Origin of the sequence: Pseudomonas poae RE*1-1-14, assembly GCF_000336465.1 — a bacterium.
GTDB classification, from domain to species: domain Bacteria; phylum Pseudomonadota; class Gammaproteobacteria; order Pseudomonadales; family Pseudomonadaceae; genus Aquipseudomonas; species Aquipseudomonas poae.
In genome coordinates, this window is the sequence record NC_020209.1 from 1,242,337 (window position 1) to 1,264,963 (window position 22,627).

General features: G+C 62.5%; 19 protein-coding genes. 9 read left to right on the forward strand and 10 right to left on the reverse strand.

Annotation, left to right across the window (positions count from 1 at the left end; all coding sequences use genetic code 11):
• The first annotated feature begins 34 nt into the window (after window positions 1-34).
• The 4 genes from H045_RS05755 (at window position 35) to H045_RS05770 (ending at window position 6,382) form a co-directional block, all read left to right on the forward strand.
• Window positions 35-1,507, forward strand: coding sequence for an amidase (locus H045_RS05755; protein WP_015371700.1), 1,473 nt, complete (start codon window positions 35-37; stop codon window positions 1,505-1,507).
• A 222-nt stretch (window positions 1,508-1,729) separates the two neighbouring features.
• Window positions 1,730-3,313 (forward strand): BCCT family transporter, encoded by a 1,584-nt coding sequence (locus H045_RS05760; RefSeq protein ID WP_015371701.1) that lies wholly within the window; start codon window positions 1,730-1,732, stop codon window positions 3,311-3,313.
• 27 nt (window positions 3,314-3,340) lie between these two features.
• On the forward strand, window positions 3,341-5,353 hold the full coding sequence (locus H045_RS05765) for a CocE/NonD family hydrolase (RefSeq protein WP_015371702.1): 2,013 nt from the start codon (window positions 3,341-3,343) through the stop codon (window positions 5,351-5,353).
• A 96-nt stretch (window positions 5,354-5,449) separates the two neighbouring features.
• The gene (locus H045_RS05770) at window positions 5,450-6,382 is read left to right on the forward strand and encodes a LysR substrate-binding domain-containing protein (RefSeq protein ID WP_015371703.1); all 933 of its coding nucleotides are present in this window, start codon (window positions 5,450-5,452) and stop codon (window positions 6,380-6,382) included.
• Here the strand turns inward: H045_RS05770 and H045_RS05775 are convergent.
• Entirely contained in the window at window positions 6,374-7,543 is a 1,170-nt protein-coding gene (locus H045_RS05775) for a catalase family protein (RefSeq protein ID WP_003231900.1), read from the reverse strand. The two genes, H045_RS05770 and H045_RS05775, sit on opposite strands and share 9 nt — an antisense overlap.
• A complete protein-coding gene (locus tag H045_RS05780) occupies window positions 7,540-9,348 on the reverse strand; it encodes a di-heme-cytochrome C peroxidase (RefSeq protein WP_015371704.1) in 1,809 nt (602 codons plus the stop codon). Before H045_RS05780 ends, H045_RS05775 begins: the two co-directional genes overlap by 4 nt.
• 257 nt (window positions 9,349-9,605) lie before the next feature.
• Here H045_RS05780 and bamJ point away from each other — a divergent pair, with 257 nt between their 5' ends.
• The 4 genes from bamJ to H045_RS05800 all read left to right on the forward strand — a co-directional run bounded on the left by bamJ (window position 9,606) and on the right by H045_RS05800 (window position 11,931).
• A complete protein-coding gene (gene bamJ, locus H045_RS05785; protein WP_003231896.1) occupies window positions 9,606-10,346 on the forward strand; it encodes a BamJ family beta-barrel-assembly machinery protein in 741 nt (246 codons plus the stop codon).
• A gap of 310 nt (window positions 10,347-10,656) precedes the next feature.
• Window positions 10,657-11,115 carry a YkvA family protein gene (locus H045_RS05790; RefSeq protein WP_003231895.1) on the forward strand — a complete coding sequence of 153 codons (459 nt, stop codon included), beginning with the start codon at window positions 10,657-10,659 and terminating at the stop codon, window positions 11,113-11,115.
• 106 nt (window positions 11,116-11,221) lie between these two features.
• Window positions 11,222-11,563 carry a helix-turn-helix domain-containing protein gene (locus tag H045_RS05795; RefSeq protein WP_003231893.1) on the forward strand — a complete coding sequence of 114 codons (342 nt, stop codon included), beginning with the start codon at window positions 11,222-11,224 and terminating at the stop codon, window positions 11,561-11,563.
• A complete protein-coding gene (locus H045_RS05800) occupies window positions 11,560-11,931 on the forward strand; it encodes a hypothetical protein (protein WP_003231891.1) in 372 nt (123 codons plus the stop codon). The genes H045_RS05795 and H045_RS05800 overlap by 4 nt, the downstream gene beginning before the upstream one ends.
• Here H045_RS05800 and H045_RS05805 read toward each other — a convergent pair.
• The 8 genes from H045_RS05805 to H045_RS05840 form a co-directional block, all read right to left on the reverse strand.
• Window positions 11,904-13,697: a bifunctional diguanylate cyclase/phosphodiesterase gene (locus H045_RS05805; protein WP_041931600.1), complete on the reverse strand. Its 1,794-nt coding sequence runs from the start codon at window positions 13,695-13,697 to the stop codon at window positions 11,904-11,906. The genes H045_RS05800 and H045_RS05805 overlap by 28 nt on opposite strands.
• Before the next feature lie 118 nt (window positions 13,698-13,815).
• Window positions 13,816-15,897 (reverse strand): carboxy terminal-processing peptidase, encoded by a 2,082-nt coding sequence (locus H045_RS05810; RefSeq protein WP_169895965.1) that lies wholly within the window; start codon window positions 15,895-15,897, stop codon window positions 13,816-13,818.
• 355 nt (window positions 15,898-16,252) lie between these two features.
• A complete protein-coding gene (locus H045_RS05815) occupies window positions 16,253-16,906 on the reverse strand; it encodes an HAD family hydrolase (protein WP_015371706.1) in 654 nt (217 codons plus the stop codon).
• A 34-nt stretch (window positions 16,907-16,940) separates the two neighbouring features.
• A complete protein-coding gene (locus H045_RS05820) occupies window positions 16,941-17,930 on the reverse strand; it encodes an ABC transporter ATP-binding protein (RefSeq protein WP_015371707.1) in 990 nt (329 codons plus the stop codon).
• A complete protein-coding gene (locus H045_RS05825; protein WP_003231883.1) occupies window positions 17,927-18,727 on the reverse strand; it encodes an ABC transporter permease in 801 nt (266 codons plus the stop codon). The genes H045_RS05820 and H045_RS05825 overlap by 4 nt, the downstream gene beginning before the upstream one ends.
• Window positions 18,714-19,550 (reverse strand): ABC transporter permease, encoded by an 837-nt coding sequence (locus tag H045_RS05830; protein WP_003231881.1) that lies wholly within the window; start codon window positions 19,548-19,550, stop codon window positions 18,714-18,716. Before H045_RS05830 ends, H045_RS05825 begins: the two co-directional genes overlap by 14 nt.
• Window positions 19,551-19,555: 5 nt before the next feature.
• Complete coding sequence (locus tag H045_RS05835; RefSeq protein WP_015371708.1) at window positions 19,556-20,362, reverse strand: alkaline phosphatase family protein; 807 nt, start codon at window positions 20,360-20,362, stop codon at window positions 19,556-19,558.
• 115 nt (window positions 20,363-20,477) lie between these two features.
• A complete protein-coding gene (locus H045_RS05840; RefSeq protein ID WP_003231877.1) occupies window positions 20,478-21,554 on the reverse strand; it encodes an ABC transporter substrate-binding protein in 1,077 nt (358 codons plus the stop codon).
• A 346-nt stretch (window positions 21,555-21,900) separates the two neighbouring features.
• Here H045_RS05840 and H045_RS05845 point away from each other — a divergent pair, with 346 nt between their 5' ends.
• Window positions 21,901-22,614: a UTRA domain-containing protein gene (locus H045_RS05845; RefSeq protein WP_003231876.1), complete on the forward strand. Its 714-nt coding sequence runs from the start codon at window positions 21,901-21,903 to the stop codon at window positions 22,612-22,614.
• The last annotated feature ends 13 nt before the right edge of the window (window positions 22,615-22,627 follow it).

Genomic DNA, 22,627 nt, shown 5'->3' on the forward strand with positions numbered 1-22,627 from the left:
GGTTTTTCACTGAAATGGATCGGGAGTAGCGGGTATGCGTGATATTCAGCAGTTGATCGACGAGCAAGACGCCACCGGCCTGGCCGCTTGGGTGCGGCGTGGCGAGGTGCAGCCGTTGGAGTTGGTGGAGGCCGTGATCGCGCGTCTGGAGCAGGTCGAGCCACAGCTCAACGCCGTTGCCGAACGCCTGTACGAGCAGGCGCGGGAGGCCGCACTGGGCGCCGATGCCGCGCAAGGGGTATTTGCCGGCGTGCCCACCTTGATCAAGGATCTGTTCGCCCCGGTGACGGGCGCGGCCATGACCAATGGTTCTTTCGCCCTGGGCGACGCCCGCGCGGACATGGATGCCGAGGTGGTGACGCGCCTGCGTCGCGCCGGCTGCGTGTTCGTCGGCACCACCACGGCGCCGGAATTCGGCACCTCGTATTCCACCGAGTCGAACCGCTTTGGCGCCACCCGCAACCCCTGGAACACGGGGCACAGCGCCGGCGGATCGAGTGGCGGTGCGGCGGCGTTGGTGGCGGCGCGGGTGGTGCCGTTTGCCCATGGCAACGACGGCGGTGGTTCCCTGCGTGTGCCGGCCTCCTGCTGCGGCGTGTTCGGGCTCAAGCCCAGCCGTGGCTTGTTGCCCTCGGGGCCGATGGTGGGGGAAGGGTGGGCGGGCATGTCCACCCACCACTGCATCACCCTGTCGGTGCGCGACAGTGCGGGGTTGCTCGATGCCACCGCCGGCATGGAGTTGGGCGCACCCTACGCCGCGCCGATGGCGGCGCAGTCTTATGCGCAGGCGCTGCAACAGGCGCCACGCCCGTTGCGCATTGCGCTGGTCGAGCAGGTGGGGCCGTGGCCGACGTCCAGCCAAAGCCTGGAGGCGGTGCGCCAGGCCGCGCGATTGTGCGAGTCCCTGGGCCATCGGGTAACGCCTGCGCAGCTGCCGGTGGTGTTGCCGGCGTTTCTCGACCAGGTGTTCACCATCATCGGTGCCAGCACCCGCAACTACCTGGACCTGCTCGGCCAGTTGCGCGGCACGCCGGTGCAGCCTGGAGAGCTGGAGGCGCGCACCCGCATCATTCTGCGTGACAAGGGCGCGGTCAGCGGCGCGCAGTACGCCGCCGCCGTGGAGTGGATCCATGCCTTCGGCCGGCAAATGGCGTTGTTCATGCGCGACCATGACGTGATCCTCAGCCCGACCCTGACCCGCGAGCCGGCGCCCATCGGCGAGCTGGACCTGCAGGACGACAGCCTGCGCCTCGACGAGCTGATCGAGCGCTTCCACAGCTACTCGCCCTTTACCGCCTTGTTCAATGCCAGCGGCCAACCGGCGATGTCGGTGCCGCTGTACTGGAGCGCGAACGGCCTGCCCATGGGCGCGCATTTTGCCGCGCGTTTTGGCGAGGACGCGACCTTGCTGGCGCTGGCCGCGCAACTGGAGCAAGCGCAGCCGTGGCGCCAGAGGGTGGCACCGGTAAATGCCTGTGTGGGTGGGGCTTTTGCGCTTGCGACTTGACCTTACTGTGCCTTGCCAGCGTGCACGGCATGCTCGCCCTGACCGCTGCGGGTGCGTCATGCCGTGGCGGAATACCCCCATGCCCATTGGTTGATTGCGCCCCGCGCCGCTTAAACGTTTAGCTATGACCCACGCGAAGACTTCCAGGCGAGTCACCGGCGGCAGGATGCTGCGGTGTCCGCTCTCCTACATAAAAACAGTCGGCAAGGGGAATGGCTCCAGATGAAATATCCACTGCGTGCGTTGGTGTTCTGGCCAACCTTTCTGATCCTGCTGGCGGCGGTGATCGCCAGCTACATCGACCTCCAAGCATTCCTGGCGGTGAGCAAACAGCTCAATGGCGTGATCCTGAATAACTTCTCATGGCTGTTCAGCGCCGGCTCGTTTGCCATGGTGGTGCTCACGGCGGTGGTGTATTGCTCCGCGCTGGGCAAGGTGCGTATCGGCGGTGAAGACGCGCGGCCGTTGTTGAGCAAATGGCGCTGGTTCATGGTGGCGCTGTGCACCACGCTGGCGGTGGGCGTGCTGTTCTGGACCACCGCCGAGCCGCTCTATCACCTGTACGCCCCACCCACCAGCCTGGCGATCGAAGCGGGCAGTGCGGCGGCCAAAAGCTTTGCCATGTCGACGATGTTCCTGCACTGGACAATCACCCCCTACGCCATTTACCTGGTGCCCTCGCTGGTGTTCGCGCTGGTGTTCCATAACCGCCGCAGTCGTTTCTCCATCGGCGCCATGCTCGAGCCGCTGCTGGGCCCAACACGGGTCACGCGTTACGCCGGGCTGATCGACACCCTGGCGATGTTCGCCCTGGTGGCTGGCATGGCTTCGTCCCTGGGCACCGGCGCGCTGACCCTGGCGGGCGGCCTGAGCCAGTACATCGGCGGCGACACCACGCCGTTGCGCCTGGCCATCATCATCGCGCTCATTGTGATCACCTTTGTCGCCTCGGCGGCCAGCGGCTTGCAGCGCGGCATTGTGATGCTGTCGTCGTTCAACACCTGGATCATGCTCGCCCTGGGACTGTTCGTGCTGTTGTGCGGGCCAACCCTTTATTTGTTCAGCCTTGGCGTCGAGTCACTCGGCGTCTACCTCGACACCTTCTTCAGCCGCAGCCTGTTCACCGGCGCGGCCAGCGGTGACAGCTGGCCGCAGAGCTGGACGGTGTTCTACTGGTCGGTCTGGTTTGCCTGGGCACCGGTGAGCGCGCTGTTTCTGGGCAAGATCGGGCGTGGCTACACGGTGCGCGAGTTCATCCAGATCAACATGCTCTATCCGGCGCTGTTCACGGCACTGTGGATCTGTATTTTCTCCGGCACCAGCCTCTACTTCGATGCGCTGGGCGACGGCAGCCTCAACCGCGTGCTCAACGAGCAGGGCGTGGAGCACGTGCTCTACCAGATGTTCCAACAGTTGCCGGCCAGCGGCCTGATGATCGCGTTCCTGCTGTTTGTGGCGTTCATCTCCTTTGTAACGGCGGCAGACTCCAGCACCGACGTGATCGCCAACCTGTGCAGCAAGGGCGTGACTGCCGACTCGGACCTGGACGGCAACCCGCTGCTGAAGATCGTCTGGGGCCTGATCATCGGCACGGTGTCATGGGTGATGGTCGCGTTTGTCGGCATCGATGGGGTGAAGATGCTCTCCAACCTCGGCGGCCTGCCCGGCATGATTCTGGTGCTGCTGGCCAGCACCTCGCTGGTCTTCTGGCTGAAAAATCCAGCATTGCTGGATGTAAAACGCCTGCAACCAAGCCCCGAGACGCCATTGCGCGGCGCCAGCCCTGTGGTGGATTTCGGGCGCTGATCGATTGAACCGTTGCTGGAGTTACTGATGGAAATCGTCACTGAATTTACTTACCCCGTGCGCGAGATCGAGCACTGCCTGATCCCGCTCAAAGACGGCACCCAACTGGCCGCGCGCATCTGGCTGCCGCAGGACGCCGGCCACGCGCAGGCCTTCCCGGCGATCCTCGAATACCTGCCGTATCGCAAGCGTGACGGCACGGCGGTTCGCGACGCGTTGACCCATCCATGGATGGCCGGGCAGGGCTATGTCTGCGTGCGCGTTGACATGCGCGGCAACGGCGAGTCCCAGGGGTTGATGGCCGACGAGTACCTGTTGCAGGAGCAGGAAGACGCCCTTGAGGTGATCGACTGGCTGTGCCAGCAGCCCTGGTGCGATGGCAACGTGGGCATGATGGGCATCTCCTGGGGCGGCTTCAACGGCTTGCAGGTCGCGGCGCGCCAGCCCCAGGCGCTGAAAGCGATCATCACGCTGTGCTCCACCGATGACCGCTTTGCCGACGACATCCATTACAAGGGCGGCAACCTGCTGCTGGAAAACTTCGGCTGGGCCGCCACCATGCTCAACTTCAGCGCGGCGGTGCCGGACCCCTTGCTGGTGGGCGACGCCTGGAAAACCCTGTGGCACCAACGTCTGGACGCCATGCCATTGCTCGCCGAAACCTGGTTGCAACACCAGACCCGTGATGACTACTGGCGCCATGGCTCGGTGTGTGAGGATTACACGCAGATCCAGGCGGCGGTGTACGCGGTGGGCGGATGGGGCGATGCCTACCGCAACACCGTGTCGCGGCTGATGGAACACCTGCCGGGGCCGAAGAAGGCGATGCTCGGCCCGTGGATCCATAAATACCCGCATTTTGCCGTGCCCAACCCGGCCGTGGGTTTTCTGCAAGAGGCCAGACGCTGGTGGGATTACTGGCTCAAGGGCATCGATAACGGGGTGATGGATGACCCGGCCTGCGCCTTTTTCTTGCAGGACATTCTGCCGCCGAAGGGCAGTTACGCCGAGCGGCCGGGCATCTGGGTGCAGACGGCAGGCTGGCCGGACCCGCACGTGCAATGGACGGATTTCTGCCTTGATGAACAGGGCTTGAGTGCTGGCGCGCAGGCGCTGGCAGCCCCGCGCGGCGTCTGTTCACCGCTGACCACCGGCCTGCACCAGGGCGAGTATTGCGCCATCTGGTTCGGCCCCGACGGGCCGACCGACCAGCGCCGCGATGACGCCCAGTCGCTGTGCTTCGACTCGCCGCCGCTGCTCGAGCCTCTGGCGTTGCTGGGCGATGCCCGACTCACCTTGCGCCTGGCCAGCGACACGGACTGCGGGCAATTGGTCGCGCGGCTTAACGCTGTGGCACCGGACGGGCAAGTCACACAGATCAGTTATGGCGTGCTCAATCTCACGCTTCGCGAAGACTTTTCCCGTGTGACCCCGGTAGTCCCGGGCGAACCGATGGACGTGCAACTGAGCCTGGACCACATCGGCATGCGCCTGCCGGCCGGTTACCGTTTGCGCCTGGCCTTGAGCACCGCCAGTTTCCCGCTGTTGTGGCCGAGCCGCGAACTGACCACCCTGACCCTGCTGCCCGCTGTGCAACGCCTGCAACTGCCGGTGTTCAGCGGCGACGCGGTGGCGTGCCCGTTCGAGGCGCCTCAATCGGCGCGGCCGGCGGCCCTGGAGGTGCTGCGCGCCGCGGCGCCGAAACGCACCCTGATCGAAGACGTGGGCACTGGCGAAGTGTGCGTGAAGATCGAAGATGACCTGGGCGCGGTGCGGTTTACCGACCATGGTCTGGCGGTGGACCAGCGCTGCACCGAGCGCTATCGCACCTTGCCCTGGGACCCACTGTCGACGCGTGCCGATATTGAATGGCATTACCGCGTCGGCCGTGACGATTGGGAGGTGCACGTGGAAAGCCGGTTGAGCGTGCATGCCGACGCCGAGTGGTTCTACGTCGACGCCGAGCAGACGGCCTGGGAAAATGGCCGGCTGGAACACCGTCGGCAATGGAGCAAACGCGTGGCCAGGGTCACGCTGTAAGTGAGCAGCTGGCATGATGCATGCCTGCGTGATGACTGCGGGCCGGGGCGAACCCTGGCCTCGTAGTTGCCGCCTCATCTGCTTACGGACCTGCCCATGCCGCGCCGAAACGTCGATCTTCCTCCGCTCAATTGCCTGCAGACCTTCGAAGCGGCTGCGCGTCATCTGAGCTTTACCCAGGCCGCCCATGAACTGAACCTGACCCAGAGCGCGGTGAGCCGCCAGGTCAAGCGCCTCGAAGAAGACCTGGCCCGCCCCCTGTTTTATCGGTTGGCCCAGGGCTTGAGTCTGACCCCCGCCGGGGTGCGCTACTTTCGTACCGTCCAGCGCCTGTTGCGTGAACTCGATCGCGAGTCCGCCGAGTTGCGCCGTCGCGGCGCCGATCGCCAACTGACCCTGGCCAGCACGCCCACCATCAGCTCCATCTGGCTGGCGGGTTTATTGCCGGACTTTCAGCGCGAATACCCTGATCTGGAGATCCGCATTCTGTGCAGCGAAAGCCCGCAGCATCTGGATGTGAGCGAGTACGACCTGGGCCTGTTCTACCACCTCGACGAGCTGCCGGCGCCCCATGGCCTGGAGCTCTCGCCGGTGTTCGACAGCGAAGAGGTGATCGCCGTGTGCAGCGGCGCTTACCTTGCGCGCCACGGTCCGATTCGCGACCTGCACCATTTGCTGCACGCTCACACCTTGCTGATCGTGGAAGACCATCACCACGACTGGCTGACCTGGACCGACTGGTTTGCCGGCCTCGGCGCCGACTACTGCGCCCCGCGCCATGGGCTGCGTACCAACAGCTATCAGTTGGTGATGCAGTCGGCAGTGATGGGGCACGGCGTGGCGCTCGGCTGGAAGAGCCTGCTGGACGGCGAATTTGCCGCCGGCCGCCTGCAGATGGCCTTGCCCCATGCGTTGCCCAGCCAGGGGCGCTTGCACCTGATGCAGCCCCTGCATCGCAACCCGCCGCCGGCGGCGCGCAGTTTTCAGCAGTGGCTGCGCACGGCGCGGCAGGCACCGATGTCAAGGTGAAGTGTTGCGGCTGTGGCGGTAATCGCTGACCGCCTCATACACGGCTTTGCGCAGCCGGTTGATGCCGCCGATGGGGCGGTGGGCTTCCACGCCGAACCAGGGGTTGAACGACTGGTTGTCGCACGCCAGATTCAACGCCGGGGTGTCGAAATCCTGCGCGGGAATCCGCACCCTGGCCACGGTCTCGTAGGGCGCGTCGCTTTCCTTCCACTCGATGCTGGTGTCCTCGATCGGCATGAACTTCTGCGGATTCTGCCGCTGGATCTGCAACACGAAACAGGCCGCCACGCGGTCGGTGGACAGCTGCTGATTGAGGGCGCTGCGCAGGAAGTTCGGCAGGTCCTCGTTCTGTTTGGGCAGGGTGTATTGCGGGCAACTTTGCGGGTCGGGCGCCACACGAAATTTGGCGTTGGCCGCGCCGAATTTATACGGTGAAACGGAGAAGTAGGTGGTCTGCGTGGGGCTCGCCGGCGCGGGGGCCAGGGTTGCCAGGGCGATGAACAGGTGTCGCACCTGCCAACTGCGCGGATCGAGGCTGGGGAAGAACGCCTGGACTTTTTTGCCGTCTGCCTGGGCGCCGATATTCTGCGCGTATTCGGCCACGTCGCTGACAAAGAAATTCGGATGGCTGAACATCACGAAGTCCTGTTCCGTGCGCGTCTGCTGATCGGCCATCAGTTGCTTGCCCGGCACGTCCAGCAGCTTGATGGCCATGCCGCGCGCGTCGCGGATGCTGTCGAACTGCGGGTAGGCGTTACCGTTGGACAGCCGCATCAGTGCCTGCCAGGTTTTGCCCGGCTCGGCGAACACGCCCTGGCGCAGGGCCGGGTCGAGGTCGGCCGGCACGCTGACTTCGGCCTTGACGCAGCCATGGGCCTTGGCATGGGCGTCGCGCAGGTAGCGTGTGCCTTCGCGATGCTGGTCGACGATGCGCACGGCGGTCTGGATGATGCCCTGGGTCATCGCCGCCTCGCCGGGCGGAATCTGCTCGTTCGGTGACACCGGGCCGCTGTGCTGCCAGGCGTACCAGCCGGTCGCTGCCAGCCAGCCCAGCAGCCCCAGCCCCACCAGCCACAGCAGGGTTTTGCCGAGCCAGGCGCCCAGGCGCAGCCAGAGGCGGGCGAGCAGCGAACGTTGGTTGTATTGCGATCGGATAATCATGGCAGTTGTTGCTCCAGCGGGCCGCCCAGCACTTTCAGGTATTCCAGCAGCGCCCAGCGTTCCTGCGGCAGCAGGCCACGGCCGATAACGCCTTCGCCACGCTTGCCGTCACGAAATTCGTGGCCGCTGTTGTGGTTGCCGGTGATGTGGGTATCGAACAGAAAAGCGTTCTTGAAGGCACCGGTTTCAAAACCCAGGTGGCGCGGGTCGTAGTTGAAGGTGCCTTTATAGAAGGTGGTGCTGCGCTCGTCCTGGGGCGAGAGCAGTTGGTAGAGCGTGGGCACCGAGCCGTTGTGCAGGAACGGCGGGGTGGCCCACACGCCGTCCAGGGGCCGCGCCTTGTAGACGCGCAGTTCGAGCACGCCGATGGGTTGATCGAAGCCATCCAGCGTCGGGCGCTCGGCCGGGGTGACGCCGGCGGCGCGGTAGGCGTGGTCTTCGACGTAGGCGGTAACGTAAGCCAGGCCCTTGGCCACCGACAGGCTCTTCAGGTCCAGCGGTTCACTCGACTTGGGGTGCAATTGCACATTGAGTGCGGCCAGTTCCGTGGCGTCCCATTTCAGCGCGCTGAGGTCGTAGCGCTGATCGGCGATGTTAGTGGCGGCGGTGGGGTCGGTGCCCATGTAGTCGACCGTGCGCATCTGCAGGTGCTGCACCGCCCGGCCCGGTTCCTGGGTGACGGTGGGCACGTGGCAGGCGGCGCAGTTTTCGGCAAAGAGTGCGCGGCCCTGAGCGGCGAGCGGTTTGTCGATGGCGCCGAACAGGTCTTCCGGCCAGGTGGGCGGCTTGAGGCGTTGCAGGGTTTGTTCGATCAGGTGCAGGTCGCGCACGCGCACGCTGGACGGGTAACGGGCCTGGCCCTGCAGGGGTTGGCCGGCGCTGTCGAAAAAATCCAGGGTGGCGCCGACGCCCAGGGCTTCGCCGATATTGCGCGCCATGGGTTGTTGGGCCGAGCCGTTCCATTGCACCCAGTCGAAGGTCCAGATGTCCCACAGCTGCGGGTAGTCCACAGGCGCATTGGCGATGCGATAGTTGTCCGGGGAAATCGCATCGCCAAAGCTGGCATTGGCGATGCGGCCGAATGCATCGGTACGGCCGGGGCCTTCCTGGGTGGGGTAGAGGCCGCGATGGGTGTCGTTCCAGGCCACCTTGATAAAGCGGTCGAGGGACGCTTTGAAGGCTTCGCGCAGTGGGCCGTGCTCGGCTTCGTAGCGATCTCCCAGCACCTGGCGGGCGAAGCGTTCGAATTTCCATGGGTTGTAATAGGTGGCCGCGAGGCTCGCCACCAGGGCCTGGCCGAAACTGCCGCCGCGCAGGGTGGGCACGCTGGAGGGCAACACGTGCTGGGCCGAGCCGCCGTCGATGCGCAGGGCCTGGCCTTTGAAATGCAGCTCGCCGGTGTGGCAGGCGGCGCAGGTGATGTCCAGGTATTCAACATTGCTGTCGGCGTTTTTATGGCGGGCGAAACCGACCGGCAGGTTGCCGGGGTTTTGCGCCGTGGGCACTTGTTTGGGGTCCACCAGAAAGCCGAAGCGTGCCAGGTACTCGGGGGCGGCAAAGCGCTGTTCGGAGAACGGCAGTTCGAGGGCGGTGAACCAGTCGTAATGCAGGCCCTTGACCTGGGTGCCCTGGGGCGTGAAGTAGTAGGTCTGGCGGTCGGCGGCGCTCCATTGGTCCTGGTAGCGCACCTGTTCCACGGGCACGTAATCGGGCAGCCTGGGGTTGACGATGTAGTAGAGCACCACGGCCAGGAGCAGGCCCAGGGCGATAAGAAGCAGGAGTAATGCACGGTAGAAAATGCGCAAGAGGGCTATCCTTGTCTCGGTCTTGTCGAACGGTAGCGCTGTTATGCCACTACGCCAAAGGTGCGGCAAGTGGCCATGAGTGCGCTTCAGGGTGGTCCGCGATCCTTCGCGGGTCTGCATCATGAATGAAAATGCTTTTAAACACGTGAACTTATCGGACGTTTCCCGCTCACATGCCGGTAGCCATTGGTCGTGGCCGGCTGATAAGCTCGCGACTTTATTCAAATGCCCTATTGGCGCATGAACAAGGAAATAGCATGAAACAGCATCGGTTGGCGGCGGCGGTGGCCCTGGTAAGCCTGGTACTTGCGGGTTGTGATTCGCAGACCAGCGTAGAGCTGAAAACCCCGGCGCAGAAAGCTTCCTACGGCATCGGCCTTAACATGGGCAAGAGTCTTGCCCAGGAAGGCATGGATGACCTGGATTCCAAAGCCGTAGCCCAGGGCATCGAAGATGCCGTCGGCAAGAAAGAGCAGAAGCTGAAGGATGACGAACTGGTTGAAGCGTTTGCCGCCCTGCAAAAGCGTGCTGAAGAACGCATGACCAAGATGAGCGAAGAGTCGGCAACCGCCGGCAAAAAATTCCTCGAAGAAAACGCCAAGAAAGACGGCGTGGTCACCACCGCTTCCGGCCTGCAGTACAAGGTCGTGAAGAAGGCCGACGGCCCTCAGCCCAAGCCGACCGACGTGGTGACTGTGCACTACACCGGCAAGCTCACCAACGGCACCACCTTTGACAGCTCCGTGGATCGCGGCAGCCCGATTGACCTGCCGGTCAGCGGCGTGATCCCGGGTTGGGTCGAAGGCCTGCAACTGATGCACGTTGGCGAGAAGGTCGAGCTGTACATCCCGTCCGACCTGGCCTACGGCGCCCAGAGCCCGAGCCCGGCCATTCCGGCCAACTCGGTGCTGGTATTCGACCTGGAACTACTGGGCATCAAGGACCCGGCCAAGGCTGAAGCGCCTGCTGCACCTGCTGCACCTGCCGCCAAGAAGTAATCGGCGTCTGAACACACAACGCCCCGTTTCGACGGGGCGTTGTTGTTTCTGCCGTTTGGAAAATGGCGCGGCGGTAAATCCGATCGAACCCGGGCCCTGGCGCACAGTCACACGTAAGACCCAAGCGTGGGTAACGGCACATCACCACCAAGTCAATGAAATCTTGGGGTTTTTTATGTGCGCAAAAAACGCCCGATTTGACTGCAAGCCTTGCGGGGCGTGGCTTTGAGCCGCGAAAAAAGGCTCTGTTCACAAGGTTATCCACAATTTGTGTGGATAACCTTTCATTCGCACGGAACTGGAGTGACACATGAGACCACCGTTCAACTTCACCCGTTTCTTGCCCATCGCGGCGCGGCTGCTCGGCCGTGGTCGTCTGCCCACCCTGTTGTTTGCCGTCGCCGCCAAAGGCTCAAGCCAGGGCAATCGCCTGGGCAAGCTCAAGGATGACCTGAAACTGCTGCAGGGCCTGTGCCTGGCGTACTGGCGCGGCGAGTACCGCGCAATCAGCCCCAAGGCGTTGATCTCGGTGGTGGCGGGGCTGATGTACTTTCTCAGCCCGATTGATGCGATCCCGGACTTTATCCCGATGTTCGGCATGTTCGATGACATTGCCGTGCTGGCCTGGGTCATGAAGACCCTGGACGGCGAACTGAGCGCCTTTCGCGCCTGGCGTGACGCCCAGCGTCCGGAAAAGCTCGCAGTGGTTGAGCGGCTTCCGGCGACAGCTGAGCTGCTGGCCCGAGAACAGCCGCAAAAAAACGCCTAAAGCGGTGATCCCCCGGCGACCTTTACGGCTGTTAGGATTACACTTCCCGGGAAGGTACTTAAGGAAAGTGCTTACCTGGTAAGTGTTGTTATCCTACGGGGCAGTCATGGATATTCAGATTATTTCACGCGATGGCGAGCCCGAATATGCGGTCTTGCCTTGGGATCAGTACCAGGCGCTGTTAAAAGCCGCCGGTTTGCAGCAGCCCATCCCGGCACCTCTTTCGTCCAATCCTCAAGCCGCTGCCGCCCAGGACCTGCGCCCACTTGCCGACCTGCGCGCGCTGCGCGAAGCCAAGGGCCTGGCCATTGAAAGCCTGGCGCGCACCGTGGGCATCAGCCCGTCCTACCTGGGTTTGATCGAAAGCGGCGAGCGCCAGCCCGATGCCGCGATCCGGCGCAGCCTCGCCTGGGAACTGGGCGTTGCCGGCTGGAGGGATGCGTCGTGAGTCTGCGTATCAGCCGTCAGCACTGGGACGGGTTACTCAACGAACTTGATCAGGCGCGCCGCCAGCGTCACCTGCTCACCTACCGTGCGCTGCTGGAGCGCCTGCAATTTCCCTCGCCGGCCATGCAGACCCTGGCCGCCGCTCTGGAGCATTTGGCGGCCCTGGACGCCAAGGCCGATCAGCCATTGCGCAGTTCCCTCGTGATCAGCCAGGGCGCCAGCCGTCTGCCGCGCACCGGGTTTTTCGAGTGTGCCGAGCGCCTGGGGCGTTTCAGCGGTCCCTCCGATGGCGTGGCGGCTGCTTCCTGGCATGCCTCGGAAGTGGTGCGGGTATTCGAATATCAATACCCGCAATCCGCCGAGGCCTGAGGCGTCTGCGTCAGCGCGTCCAGGCTGTTGATCACGTGAATGGTGTAGCCGGCCACGTCCTTGGCGTGGTGCTTGGCCTGGGACGCCAGTTCCGCCAACCGGCTCGCATCCAGTTGCGCACAGGCCTGCGGATGTAGGTGCACCACGCCGATGGACAGCGACAACAGCCCGAACTCCTGACGCACGCCTTGGCGGTTGAGGGCCACGAAGCAGCCGGCATCGAGATGTTCGGCGCGGTAAAAGCGCCGGCACTGGGTGTGGAAGTCATCCAGCAGTTGATTGAGCCGTTTGCGCCAGTCCTGCGGGCCCAGCACCAGCAAAAAATCATCGCCGCCGATATGCCCGACAAAGTCGCGGCTGGGGTCGACCCGGTCGTTGAGACACTGCGCCAGGCACAGCAGCACTTCATCCCCGCGCCCATAGCCGTAGATATCGTTGAACGGCTTGAAGCTGTCGATATCCACGTAGCAGATCACTGACTCACGCTGCTGATGCAGCAACCGCGTCAGGCATTGCTGGATCGGTACATTGCCGGGCAGCAGGGTCAGCGGGTTGGCGTGCCGTGCCTGCTGGATTTTCAGCTCGGTGATCAGCTTGAGCACATCGATCACCCGACCCAGGCCCAGGTAGTCGCCGTTCAGGGTGATGATGAAATCTTCTTCGATGCGTTGCCGCGCGCGGCTGGTGAGCAGGCGACTGACCTGCTGCAGCGACTGGCTCAGTTCCACCGCCAGAAAGTCCGTGCTCATCAGCCGGCTGATCGGCTTGCGTGCGAACAGGTCGGTAGCAAATGGCTTGAGCAGTGCATCCGACAACAAATGCCGGTGCACGATGCCAACCGGGTGACCCAGCCCATTGAGCACGGCCAGGGAGTTGAGGTTGGCCTGGCGGCGAAAGGCCTCCAACACCTTTGCGGTCGCGGTGTCCTGATGCACGGCCGGTTGCTCGTTGAGCAGCGCGCTGAGGTCGCCGGCCTCTTCACTGAGGGCGACGTTGGCGGTGTCCGGCTTGGGCAGCATCAGGCGCGCTTCCTGCGGCGGATGTTCCTGCGGCCGGCACAGCAGGTAGCCCTGCACCAGGTCGACGCCCATCTCCGTCAGCACCGCCAATTCTTCCGGCAGTTCAATGCCCTCGGCAATCACCTGGGCACGCGACGCTCTGGCGATCTGCAATATCGAGCCGACAAACTCGCGCTTGAGCGCATCCTGGTGAATGCCGTCGATAAAGTGCCGGTCGATCTTCACGTAGTCCGGGCGCAGTTCAGACCACAGGCGCAGGCTGGAATAGCCGGCGCCGAGGTCATCGAGCGCAATGGCAAAGCCCATGTCGCGATAATGGTGCAGCGCCTTCTGCAACAACTCGAAGTCGTCGGTGGGCGTCTGTTCGGTGAGTTCGATCACCACCTGGCTTGGCGGGATACCGAATTCGCGCAACAGTTGCAGGGTGCGCCCCGGCTGGTGGGATGTTTCCATCAGCGAGTGCGGTGAGATATTCAGGAACAGCTTGCCCGGCAATTTCTGCTCGCTGAAGCGCCGGCATGCACTTGATCGGCAGGCCATTTCCAGCTCGCTGAGGCGTCCGGCCTGGCCGGCCACGGCGAACAGGGCAACAGGGGAGTGCAGCGTGCTGTTGGACGGGCCACGGCTCAAGGCTTCATAGCCGAGGATGCGCCGTTCGGAGAGGCAGACAATCGGTTGGAACAAGCTGTGCAAACTGCCTTGAGCCAGGATAGCGCCCAGTGCATTCAGCTGTTCGGTCATGGTCATGGCGATCTCGGTCGAAAAAAAAGGACCGCATGCGGTGAGCATGCAGTCCTTCATTTCACGACAGAATGATGTCTATATGATGACACTCCGAGGAGCGATCATCTTAAATCGCCATCCTTTACTGCTTGGCCACCTGTTTGGTGATCTTCAGGTAATCCAGCAGGATCCGGCCCGTTTCGGCCAGGTAAGCGTCGTCTTCCGGCTTGGTTTTTTCCGCCTCGGTCGGCAACGCGTCTTCGTCTTCTTTCTTCAGTTCCTTGAGCGGATCTTCGCCCTTGGCCTTGCGGCGCACATTCTCCAGGGCCAGTTGCTGGCTCTCGATATCGGCGTGCTGCTTGCGACGGTCCACTTCGTTGAGGCTGACGGTTTTCTCTTCCATCAGCTTCTTGGCCAGGGCCAGCTTGTCGCGGATGAACACGAACTCGGCATCCTTGGCGGAGCGGGTGTCGTGGTCAGCCTTCAATTGCGCCAGGAACGGTTTGAACGGGTCCGAGGCGGGCTTGATCGCAGGACGGATGGTGTCCCACGGCATGGCCTCGGGCAGGGCGCTCTCGCCGATTTCCTTGGTGTCGATGATCGACGGGAAATCAATGTCCGGCAGTACGCCCTGATGCTGGGTGCTCTGCCCGGAAACCCGGTAGAACTTGGCCAGGGTCAGCTTCAGTTCGCCATGGTTGAGCGGCTGGATGGTCTGCACGGTGCCTTTGCCGAAGGTCTGGCCGCCGACGATCAACGCACGGTGGTAGTCCTGCATGGCGCCGGCGAAAATCTCCGAGGCCGAGGCCGAGAGGCGGTTGACCAGCAAGGCCATCGGGCCTTTGTAGAAGGCGCCCGGGTTCTCGTCTTCCAGTACGTCGACACGGCCGTCGGCATTGCGCACCAGCACGGTTGGGCCCTTGTCGATGAACAGGCTGGTCAGCTCGGTGGCTTCCTGCAGGGAACCGCCGCCGTTGTTGCGCAGGTCAATGACCACGCCGTCGACTTTTTCTTTCTGCAGTTCGGTGAGGATTTTCTTCACGTCACGGGTGGTGGACTTGTAGTCCGGGTCACCGGCACGGAACGCCTTGAAGTCGAGGTAAAAGGCCGGGATTTCAATCACGCCCAGCTTGTAGTCCTTGCCATCCTGCTTGAGGTTGAGGACTTTCTTCTGCACGGCCTGGTCTTCGAGCTTCACCGCTTCACGGGTGATGGACACGATCTTGCTGGTCTGGTCGTTCGGTGCGTTGGTGTGCGGAATCACTTCCAGGCGCACTACGCTGCCCTTGGGGCCACGGATCAGCTTGACCACTTCGTCCAGACGCCAGCCGACCACGTCGACCATCTCTTTGTCAGCCTGGGCCACGCCGATGATCTTGTCCGCCGGGGCGACCTGCTTGGTCTTGTCCGCCGGACCTGCCGGCACCAGACGCACGATCTTGACCTGGTCATTGTCGCTTTGCAGGACGGCACCGATGCCTTCCAGCGATAGACTCATGTTGATATCGAAATTTTCCGCGTTATCCGGCGACAGATAATTGGTGTGCGGGTCGTAGGACATCGCGAAGGTGTTGATGTAAGCCTGGAAGATATCTTCGGCACGGGTCTGGTCCAGACGTGCCAGCTGATTCTTGTAGCGCTTGGTCAGCAGCTCCTGAATGGCCTTGGGTTCTTTGCCAGCGATCTTCAGGCGCAGCACTTCGTCCTTGACGCGTTTGCGCCACAGGTCGTCCAGAGCAGCGGTGCTGGTCAGCCAAGGGGCGTCCTTGCGGTCCACCAGAAGAGTTTCCTTCTGGGTGAAGTCGAGCTTGTCGACGCCCTTGTTCAGCTCACCGAGGGCGAAGTCCAGACGCGCTTTGACGCGGTCCAGGTAGCGCTTGTAGATGGTGAAGCCGGGCTGCAGGTCGCCGCTCTTGAGGAAGTCGTCGAACTGCGTCTTCCACTTGTCGAACTCAGCGATATCGCTGGCCAGGAAATAGCTGCGCGACGGATCCAGCAGCTTGAGGTAGCTGTCGTAGATGATCACCGAGCGCGCGTCGTCCAGCGGCGGCTTGCTGTAGTGATGACGCTTGAGCAACTCGACGACGTTAAGGCTGGCAATCACCTCATCGCGATCAGGCTGAAGGTTGTCCCAGCTGTTGGCTGCGAACGTATTGGTCGACATCGACGCGAGGCCGAGACCAATGAAAAGAGCGAGGGCGGTGCTGGGGAACAGATGCTTCATGCTGATTCGACGCGGGGGCAATTGATAACGCATATTAGGCCGTCTTTGAGGGAGCCGGTTCCATATGGTCCGGTCGCATAATGCAAAAAGCCCGGCGCTACTGCTACGGGCTCAGTCCGGACTCACTATGGAGGCACTGTGAGAGCATTGCAAGGCGTTGACGGTGATGTGGGGGCTTGGAACAACCCGGTCCTACACCCTGTGTAGGCCAGATCCAATGGCGCCCGACCCGATCCCGGATTGAAATGCTGGGAGTGTGGGAGGGGGCTTGCTCCCGATGGCGGTGGGTCAGATGAAAGAAACTTCACTGATACACCGCCATCGGGAGCAAGGCCCCTCCCACATTTGCTTAATGTCAGACCCAGTGATGGATCGGCCAGCCGGCCTGTTCGGCGTGGGCACGCAATACCGGATCAGGGTTCACCACCTGTGGATGATCGACCTTCAGCAGCAGCGGCAGGTCATTGCGCGAGTCCGAATAGAAGTGCGCACCTTCCAGCGTTTCACCTGTCTGTTCGAGCCATTGCATCAATCGTGTGATCTTGCCTTCGCGATAGGTCAGCACCCCCAGGGTCTGGCCGCTGTACACGCCATGGCTCACGTCCAGCTCGATCCCCAGCACTTCATCAATGCCGATACGCGCCGCAATCGGCGTAACCAAATGCGTGCCCGACGCGGATATCACCAGAATCCGGTCGCCGTTCGCACGGTGGCGGGCGATGGTTTTGGTCGCGTCGCTGTAGATCAGCGGCTCGATCACGTCCTCGACCCAGGGTTCGACCAGGTGTTCGATTTCAGCCGAAGTGCGCCCGATCATCGGCTCCAGGCTGAAGTCCATGAAGTCTTCCATGCGCAACTCGCCACGGCTGTAGGCGTCCATCAGCTCGGTGTTCCGACGCATGAATGACTCGGGGTCGACCCAGCCCAGGCGGCCCATCTGCTCGCTCCACAGGGTGGCGCAGTCGCCGTGGATCAGGGTGTCATCCAGATCAAAAATTACCAATGCCATCCGTAATGCTCTCTCTTTCGTCAGTCAGTGCCGGTCAGGCTACTTCACACAGCGCGGCGGGGTCGATGGAAAGTGCCAGGCGCTGACCGTCCGGGTACAGGTCGTGGGCCGAGCGGTTGAGCACGTCCACCACCAGCTCCACGCCGCGTGCTTCGATGCGGTAACGGATGACGTTGCCCAGCAGGCTGTGGCTGCGCACCAGTGCGTCGAGTTCGCCGCTGCGGCTCAGTTCGATGGCCTCGGGGCGGATCGCGATGCGCCCGTGGATCGGCCGCTGCAACAGCTGGCTGGCTTTGCCTGCGTCGAGCAGGTTGTAGTTGCCGATGAAGCCGGCGGCAAAGGCATCGACCGGCGCGGTGTAGAGGGTCTCGGCGTCGCCGCTCTGCACAATCCTGCCCTGGTTCATCAGGAAGATGCGGTCGGACATGGTCAGCGCTTCCTCTTGGTCGTGGGTCACGAAAATTGTGGTCAGCCCCAGTTCGCGCTGGATCTGGCGGATCTGTTCGCGCAGGTGCTTGCGAATCCGCGCATCCAGTGCCGACAGCGGCTCGTCCAGCAGCAACAGGCGCGGACGGGTGACCAGGGAGCGGGCCAGAGCAACGCGCTGGCACTGGCCGCCGGACAACTGATGCGGGTAGCGCCCGGCAAAATCGCGCAGCTCCACCAGTTGCAGCACGTCCTGCACGCGCCGGTGGCTGTCGTCGGCGTTGACCTTCTGCATGCGCAGGCCGAACGCGACGTTCTGTTCCACGGTCATGTTGGGGAACAGCGCGTAGCTCTGGAACACCATGCCGATGTGACGTTTCTGCGGGCTCAGCGGGACGATGTCCTGGCCATCCAGCAGGATTTTCCCACTGTCCACCGAGGTCAGGCCGGCGATGCAGCGCAGCAGGGTGGATTTGCCGCAGCCGGAAGGACCCAGCAGGGTGACGAATTCACCCTTGGCGATGTCGCAGCTGATGTCGCTGAACACCGGCGTACCGGAATAGCCTTTTTGCAGATGTTGGACGCTGACGAAGCTCATTGGCTTTTGTCCTTGTTCAAGATATTGGCGGCCCAGGTGAGCACCAGCACAAAGAAAAAGTAGGAAATGACGATGGCGCTGGTGAAGTGGCCGCTGCTGTTGCGCATGTTGTTCAGGTACACCTGCAGGGTTTCGTATTGAGTGCCGACGAGGATATTGGCGAACACGAACTCGCCAAACAGGAACGAGAACGACAGCAGCAACGCCACCATCAGGCCCTTGCGCAGGTTGGGCAGCACCACCAGGATCGCCGCCTGCCAGGTGCTGGCGCCGAGCAGTTGCGAGGCGTCCATCAGGTCGCGCAGGTTGATGGCCTGCAGGTTGTTGGTGATCGCGCGGTACATGAACGGCAGCGCCACGGTGAAGTAGCAGCCGATCAGGATCCACGGCGTGCCCACCATCGCCAGCGGCCCGGAGCCGTAGAGTTGCAACAGCCCCACCGACGACACCACCGGCGGCACCGCGAAGGGCAGCAGGATCAGAATGTTCATCAGCGCATCGAGCCGTGGGAAGTGGTAGTGCACCACAAACAGCAGCGGCAGAATCAGCACCACCGACAGCACCAGCGCGCCCACGCACACCAGCAGCGACTGCCCGAAGGCCATCAGAAAGCGCGGGTCACTCCACAGTTGCACGTACCATTTCAGGGTAAAGCCGGCGGGCAGGATGGTTGCCGACCAACTGCTGGCAATGGAATAGACAAAGGTGCCGAGCAGCGGCAGCACCAGGATCGCAAACAGCAGATACACCACTGCGCGGTGGTAGAGGGAGGCCGGGCCGGCTTCAGCGCGAGACATGGTAGCTCCTCTTGAGCAGCAGTTGATGGACCGCCGTGACCACGGTCATCAGTGCCACCAGCACCACGGCCAGGGCACTGGCCATGTTCGGGTCGAGTGAAACATCACCGGACACCAGGCCTGCAATGCGGATGGGCAGCACGTTGAAGTTGCCAGTGGTCAGCGCGTAGACCGTGGCGTATGCACCGAGGGCGTTGGCCAGCAGGATCACGAAGGTGCCGAGCAGCGCGGGCGTGAGCACCGGCAGGCCGATATGCCGCCAGAACTGCCAGCCATTGGCCCCCAGCAGCGCCGCCGATTCACGCCAGTCTTCGCGCAATGCATCGAAGGCCGGGTACAGCAGCAGCACGCCCAGAGGAATCTGGAAGTAGGTATAGAGGATGATCAGGCCGGTCTTGGAGTAGAGGTTGAAATCCTGAATGATCCCGGCCTGCTTGAGCATGATGGTGATGCTGCCGTTGAAACCGAGCAGGATGATGAACGCGAAGGCCAGGGGCACGCCGGCGAAGTTGCTGGTCATATTGGTGAAGGCGGTGACGAAGTTGCGCAGCGGCGAGTCCACCCGGCGCAACGAGTAGCTGCCCAGGGTGGCGATGAGGATGCCGAACACGCTGGAGTAGAAGCTGATTTCCAGGCTGAGCTGGATCGCTTGCAAGTAAAACTTCGAGCTGAAGATCCGTGTGAAATTTTCCAGGCTCCAGCCGGCGTCTTCGGTTTGCACGCTGTTGATCAGCACCCACACCAGTGGGGCGATCTCAAACACCATGAAGAACAACGCGAAGGGCACCAGGCAGAGCAGGGCCAGCCATTTGCCGCGGGTCATTGAGTTCACGTGAGCAACTCCCGGCACACCGGTTTGTCGTGGGGCACGCCGAGCAGTTCGCAGACCGTGCCGCACAGTTCGGTCTGCTTTGGCGCAGCGTCAGGGTTGAGGCTGAAGGCATTGCCGAGGACAAACAGCGGCACTTCGCGCTCTTCCGGCAGCAGGCCGTTGTGGGAACGGTCATTGTTCATGCCGTGATCGGCGGTGACCAGCACCTGGTAGCCCGCGTCGAGCCAGCCTTGCAGATAATCGGCCAGGATGATGTCGGCCGAGCGCGCGCTGTTGCGGTATTGCGCGGTGTCGAGGCCGTGCTTGTGGCCGGCGTCGTCGATGTTCATCGGGTGTATCAGCAGAAAGTCCGGTGTGTGCTTGAGCCGCAGGCTCTCTGCGTCGGCGAACAGGTGGGAATCGGGGTAGTGGTCATTCCAGTAGAAATGCCCGTGCTGGATCGCCAGCGTCTCGTCATCGGTGTGGCGGTCGCGGGCGGCGAGGAAGGGCGTGCGGTTATACAGTTCGCTGATCCAGTGATAAGCCGCCGCAGCCGTGGTCAGGCCGGCGTCGGTGGCATAGTGGAAAATGCTGCGCTGGTTGGACAGGCGCGCGACCTGGTTGTGCACGATGCCGCTCTGGATCGGCGGCACACCGGTGAGGATGCATTCATACAGCGGGCGGGACAGGGCGGGCAGTTCACATTCCACTGTGTAGAGGGCTGCGCGTCCTGCGCCGACATAGGCCTGCAAGTGTCCCATGGCGTGTCTCGCAACCTCGAAGTTCAGGCCGTCGAGCACGACAAGGATGACAGTGTGCTTCATGGGGGCTGGCGCTCCGCAACAGAGGGGTTGACTCGATACTGAATTGAAACTGGATCAACTGTGGGAGCAGGCAAGCCAGCTCCCACACTGGCTGTATTTCTGGCAGAAACTGCGATTACTTCATCTCTACGATGACCTGCTCGTTCCACAGTTGCGGCAGCTTCTTGGAGGTTGCTTCCCAGGCATCCGCGTCCTTGATCGGCTGCGGGTTGGCCTTGGTGTACTGCTCGGCAGGGACCAGGTTCTTGGCGATGTCGGCCGGCAGTTTCAGGTCGGTTTCGGCACGGATCGGACGCGCATTACCCTTGGCCAGGGCCAGTTGGCCGGCATCGCTGAACACGTATTCGCGGGTCAGCTTGGCGGCGTTGGGGTGCTTGGCGTATTTGTTGATGATGGTGGTGTAGCCGGACTTCACCGAGCCGTCCGACGGGATCAGCACCACGTAGTCATCCGGGTTGGCCATCTTGGCTTTGTAGCTCAGACCGTTGAAGTCCCAGACGATGCCCACTTCGACTTCGCCCTTTTCCATGGTGGCGATGGTCGGGTTGGACAGTGACAGGCGACCTTGCTGGGCAATCTTGGTGAAGAACTGCAGACCGGGTGCGATGTTCTTTTCATCGCCCTTGTTGGCGATGGCAGCGGCCAGTACGGCGTTGGAGGCCTGGGCCGCCGTGCTCACGTCACCCACCGACACCTTGTACTTGCCGGTTTGCAGGTCTGACCAACGGGTCGGCACTTCGGAGCCGTGCAGCAGTTTTTTGTTGACGACAAACGCGATGGTGCCGGTGTAGGCCAAAGCCCAGTGACCGTCCTTGTCCTTCGCCCAATCCGGTATCGAAGCCCAGTTGGACGGCTTGTACGGCTGCGTCACGCCCTGCTTGACCGCGAGCGGGCCGAAGGCTGCGCCCACGTCGCCTATATCCCCGCTGGCGTTGTCTTTTTCGGCTTTGAACTTGGCAATTTCCTGGGCCGAGCTCATGTCGGTGTCGATGTGCTTGAGGCCGTAGAGCCGGGTCATGTCCGCCCAGATGCCTCCCCAGTTGGCCCAATCGTCGGGCATGCCGAGGCTGTTGACGGCGCCTTCACTCCTGGCGGCCGCTTCAAGGGTTTTCAAATCGGTATCAGCGGCCATGGCGGTAGTGCACAGGGCAATGGTCGAGCCTAACAGTGATGCCAGGAAAAGCTGTTTCATCCGAAGCTCCTTTGGGCGTTTTCAACGCGGCGTTTTAGCGGGCTGTGTTGTTGGTCTAGGTCAGAGCAATACCTGAGCCAATCTAGACGCGGTGGATGACAGTTTCGTGTCGATGTCGTTTTTGAAACGCCAATGTCGTCTGGCGCTGACTTAGCGTAGACCATGCTCAAGTGCCCGCAGGCCAGGGACTTGGCCGATGTATTGCAAGGTTTTCGCGTGAGTCGGGCAGCGGCTGTCATCTGTCGGTCATCTGTACTGCCTAGGCTGACACGGCAAGAAACAGGAGCGGTTATGCAGGGTTTTGTGCCCTCCAATGGTGCTGGTCTAGTCCAGATAGGTAACGTTGATGCGGGATGAGGCAATCAAGGCGGTAACCTCCATTGGCTTGGCGCTGCAGGAGCAGATCAACCACGGGCTGCTGGCGCCGGCGAGCAAACTGCCGGCCGAGCGCAAGCTCAGCGAGCTGTTCGGCACCACGCGCATCACGGTGCGCGAAGCCTTGTTGCAACTGGAGGCGCAAGGGCAGATTTACCGCGAGGAGCGCCGTGGCTGGTTTGTCTCGCCGCCACGATTGGCCTACAACCTCATACAGCGCAGCCACTTTCACGCGATGGTGGCCGAGCAGGGGCGGGTAGCCTCCACCGAAGTGATTTGCGCACGGCTGCAACCGGCATCGGCGGCGGTGTGCGCGTGGTTGCAATTGCCGGCGTTGTCCAGCGTGATCCAGATTTGCCGCAGCCGGCGGATCGATGGCCGGCTGGTGCTGTACGTGGAGCACTACCTGAACCCGCAGTACTTTCCGGGGATTCTTGAGTGCGACCTGAATCAATCGATGACCGAGTTGTATGCGCGCATTTACGACCTGCATTACGGTCGCGTGCGCTTCGAGATTGTGCCGACCTCACTGCCGGTCGAGGCCGCCGCTGCATTGCGCGTGTCGGCGGGCAGCCCGGGCTTGCGGATTGCCCGGGTCAATTATGACCAGCACCAGCGGTTGATCGACTGCGACCTGGAGTTCTGGCGACATGATGCGATTCATGTCGGGGTTGATGTGGTGTGAGAAACAACGTGTG

What these genes read in the sequence shown, in the direction of transcription:
- H045_RS05845 (WP_003231876.1), top strand. Translation starts at nt 21,901, where the DNA reads ATGCGGGATGAGGCAATCAAGGCGGTAACCTCCATTGGCTTGGCGCTG.
- H045_RS05840 (WP_003231877.1), bottom strand. Translation starts at nt 21,554, where the DNA reads ATGAAACAGCTTTTCCTGGCATCACTGTTAGGCTCGACCATTGCCCTG.
- H045_RS05835 (WP_015371708.1), bottom strand. Translation starts at nt 20,362, where the DNA reads ATGAAGCACACTGTCATCCTTGTCGTGCTCGACGGCCTGAACTTCGAG.
- H045_RS05805 (WP_041931600.1), bottom strand. Translation starts at nt 13,697, where the DNA reads ATGACCATGACCGAACAGCTGAATGCACTGGGCGCTATCCTGGCTCAA.
- H045_RS05820 (WP_015371707.1), bottom strand. Translation starts at nt 17,930, where the DNA reads ATGAGCTTCGTCAGCGTCCAACATCTGCAAAAAGGCTATTCCGGTACG.
- bamJ (WP_003231896.1), top strand. Translation starts at nt 9,606, where the DNA reads ATGAAACAGCATCGGTTGGCGGCGGCGGTGGCCCTGGTAAGCCTGGTA.
- H045_RS05765 (WP_015371702.1), top strand. Translation starts at nt 3,341, where the DNA reads ATGGAAATCGTCACTGAATTTACTTACCCCGTGCGCGAGATCGAGCAC.
- H045_RS05795 (WP_003231893.1), top strand. Translation starts at nt 11,222, where the DNA reads ATGGATATTCAGATTATTTCACGCGATGGCGAGCCCGAATATGCGGTC.
- H045_RS05755 (WP_015371700.1), top strand. Translation starts at nt 35, where the DNA reads ATGCGTGATATTCAGCAGTTGATCGACGAGCAAGACGCCACCGGCCTG.
- H045_RS05825 (WP_003231883.1), bottom strand. Translation starts at nt 18,727, where the DNA reads ATGTCTCGCGCTGAAGCCGGCCCGGCCTCCCTCTACCACCGCGCAGTG.
- H045_RS05790 (WP_003231895.1), top strand. Translation starts at nt 10,657, where the DNA reads ATGAGACCACCGTTCAACTTCACCCGTTTCTTGCCCATCGCGGCGCGG.
- H045_RS05830 (WP_003231881.1), bottom strand. Translation starts at nt 19,550, where the DNA reads ATGACCCGCGGCAAATGGCTGGCCCTGCTCTGCCTGGTGCCCTTCGCG.
- H045_RS05810 (WP_169895965.1), bottom strand. Translation starts at nt 15,897, where the DNA reads ATGAAGCATCTGTTCCCCAGCACCGCCCTCGCTCTTTTCATTGGTCTC.
- H045_RS05760 (WP_015371701.1), top strand. Translation starts at nt 1,730, where the DNA reads ATGAAATATCCACTGCGTGCGTTGGTGTTCTGGCCAACCTTTCTGATC.
- H045_RS05815 (WP_015371706.1), bottom strand. Translation starts at nt 16,906, where the DNA reads ATGGCATTGGTAATTTTTGATCTGGATGACACCCTGATCCACGGCGAC.
- H045_RS05775 (WP_003231900.1), bottom strand. Translation starts at nt 7,543, where the DNA reads ATGATTATCCGATCGCAATACAACCAACGTTCGCTGCTCGCCCGCCTC.
- H045_RS05770 (WP_015371703.1), top strand. Translation starts at nt 5,450, where the DNA reads ATGCCGCGCCGAAACGTCGATCTTCCTCCGCTCAATTGCCTGCAGACC.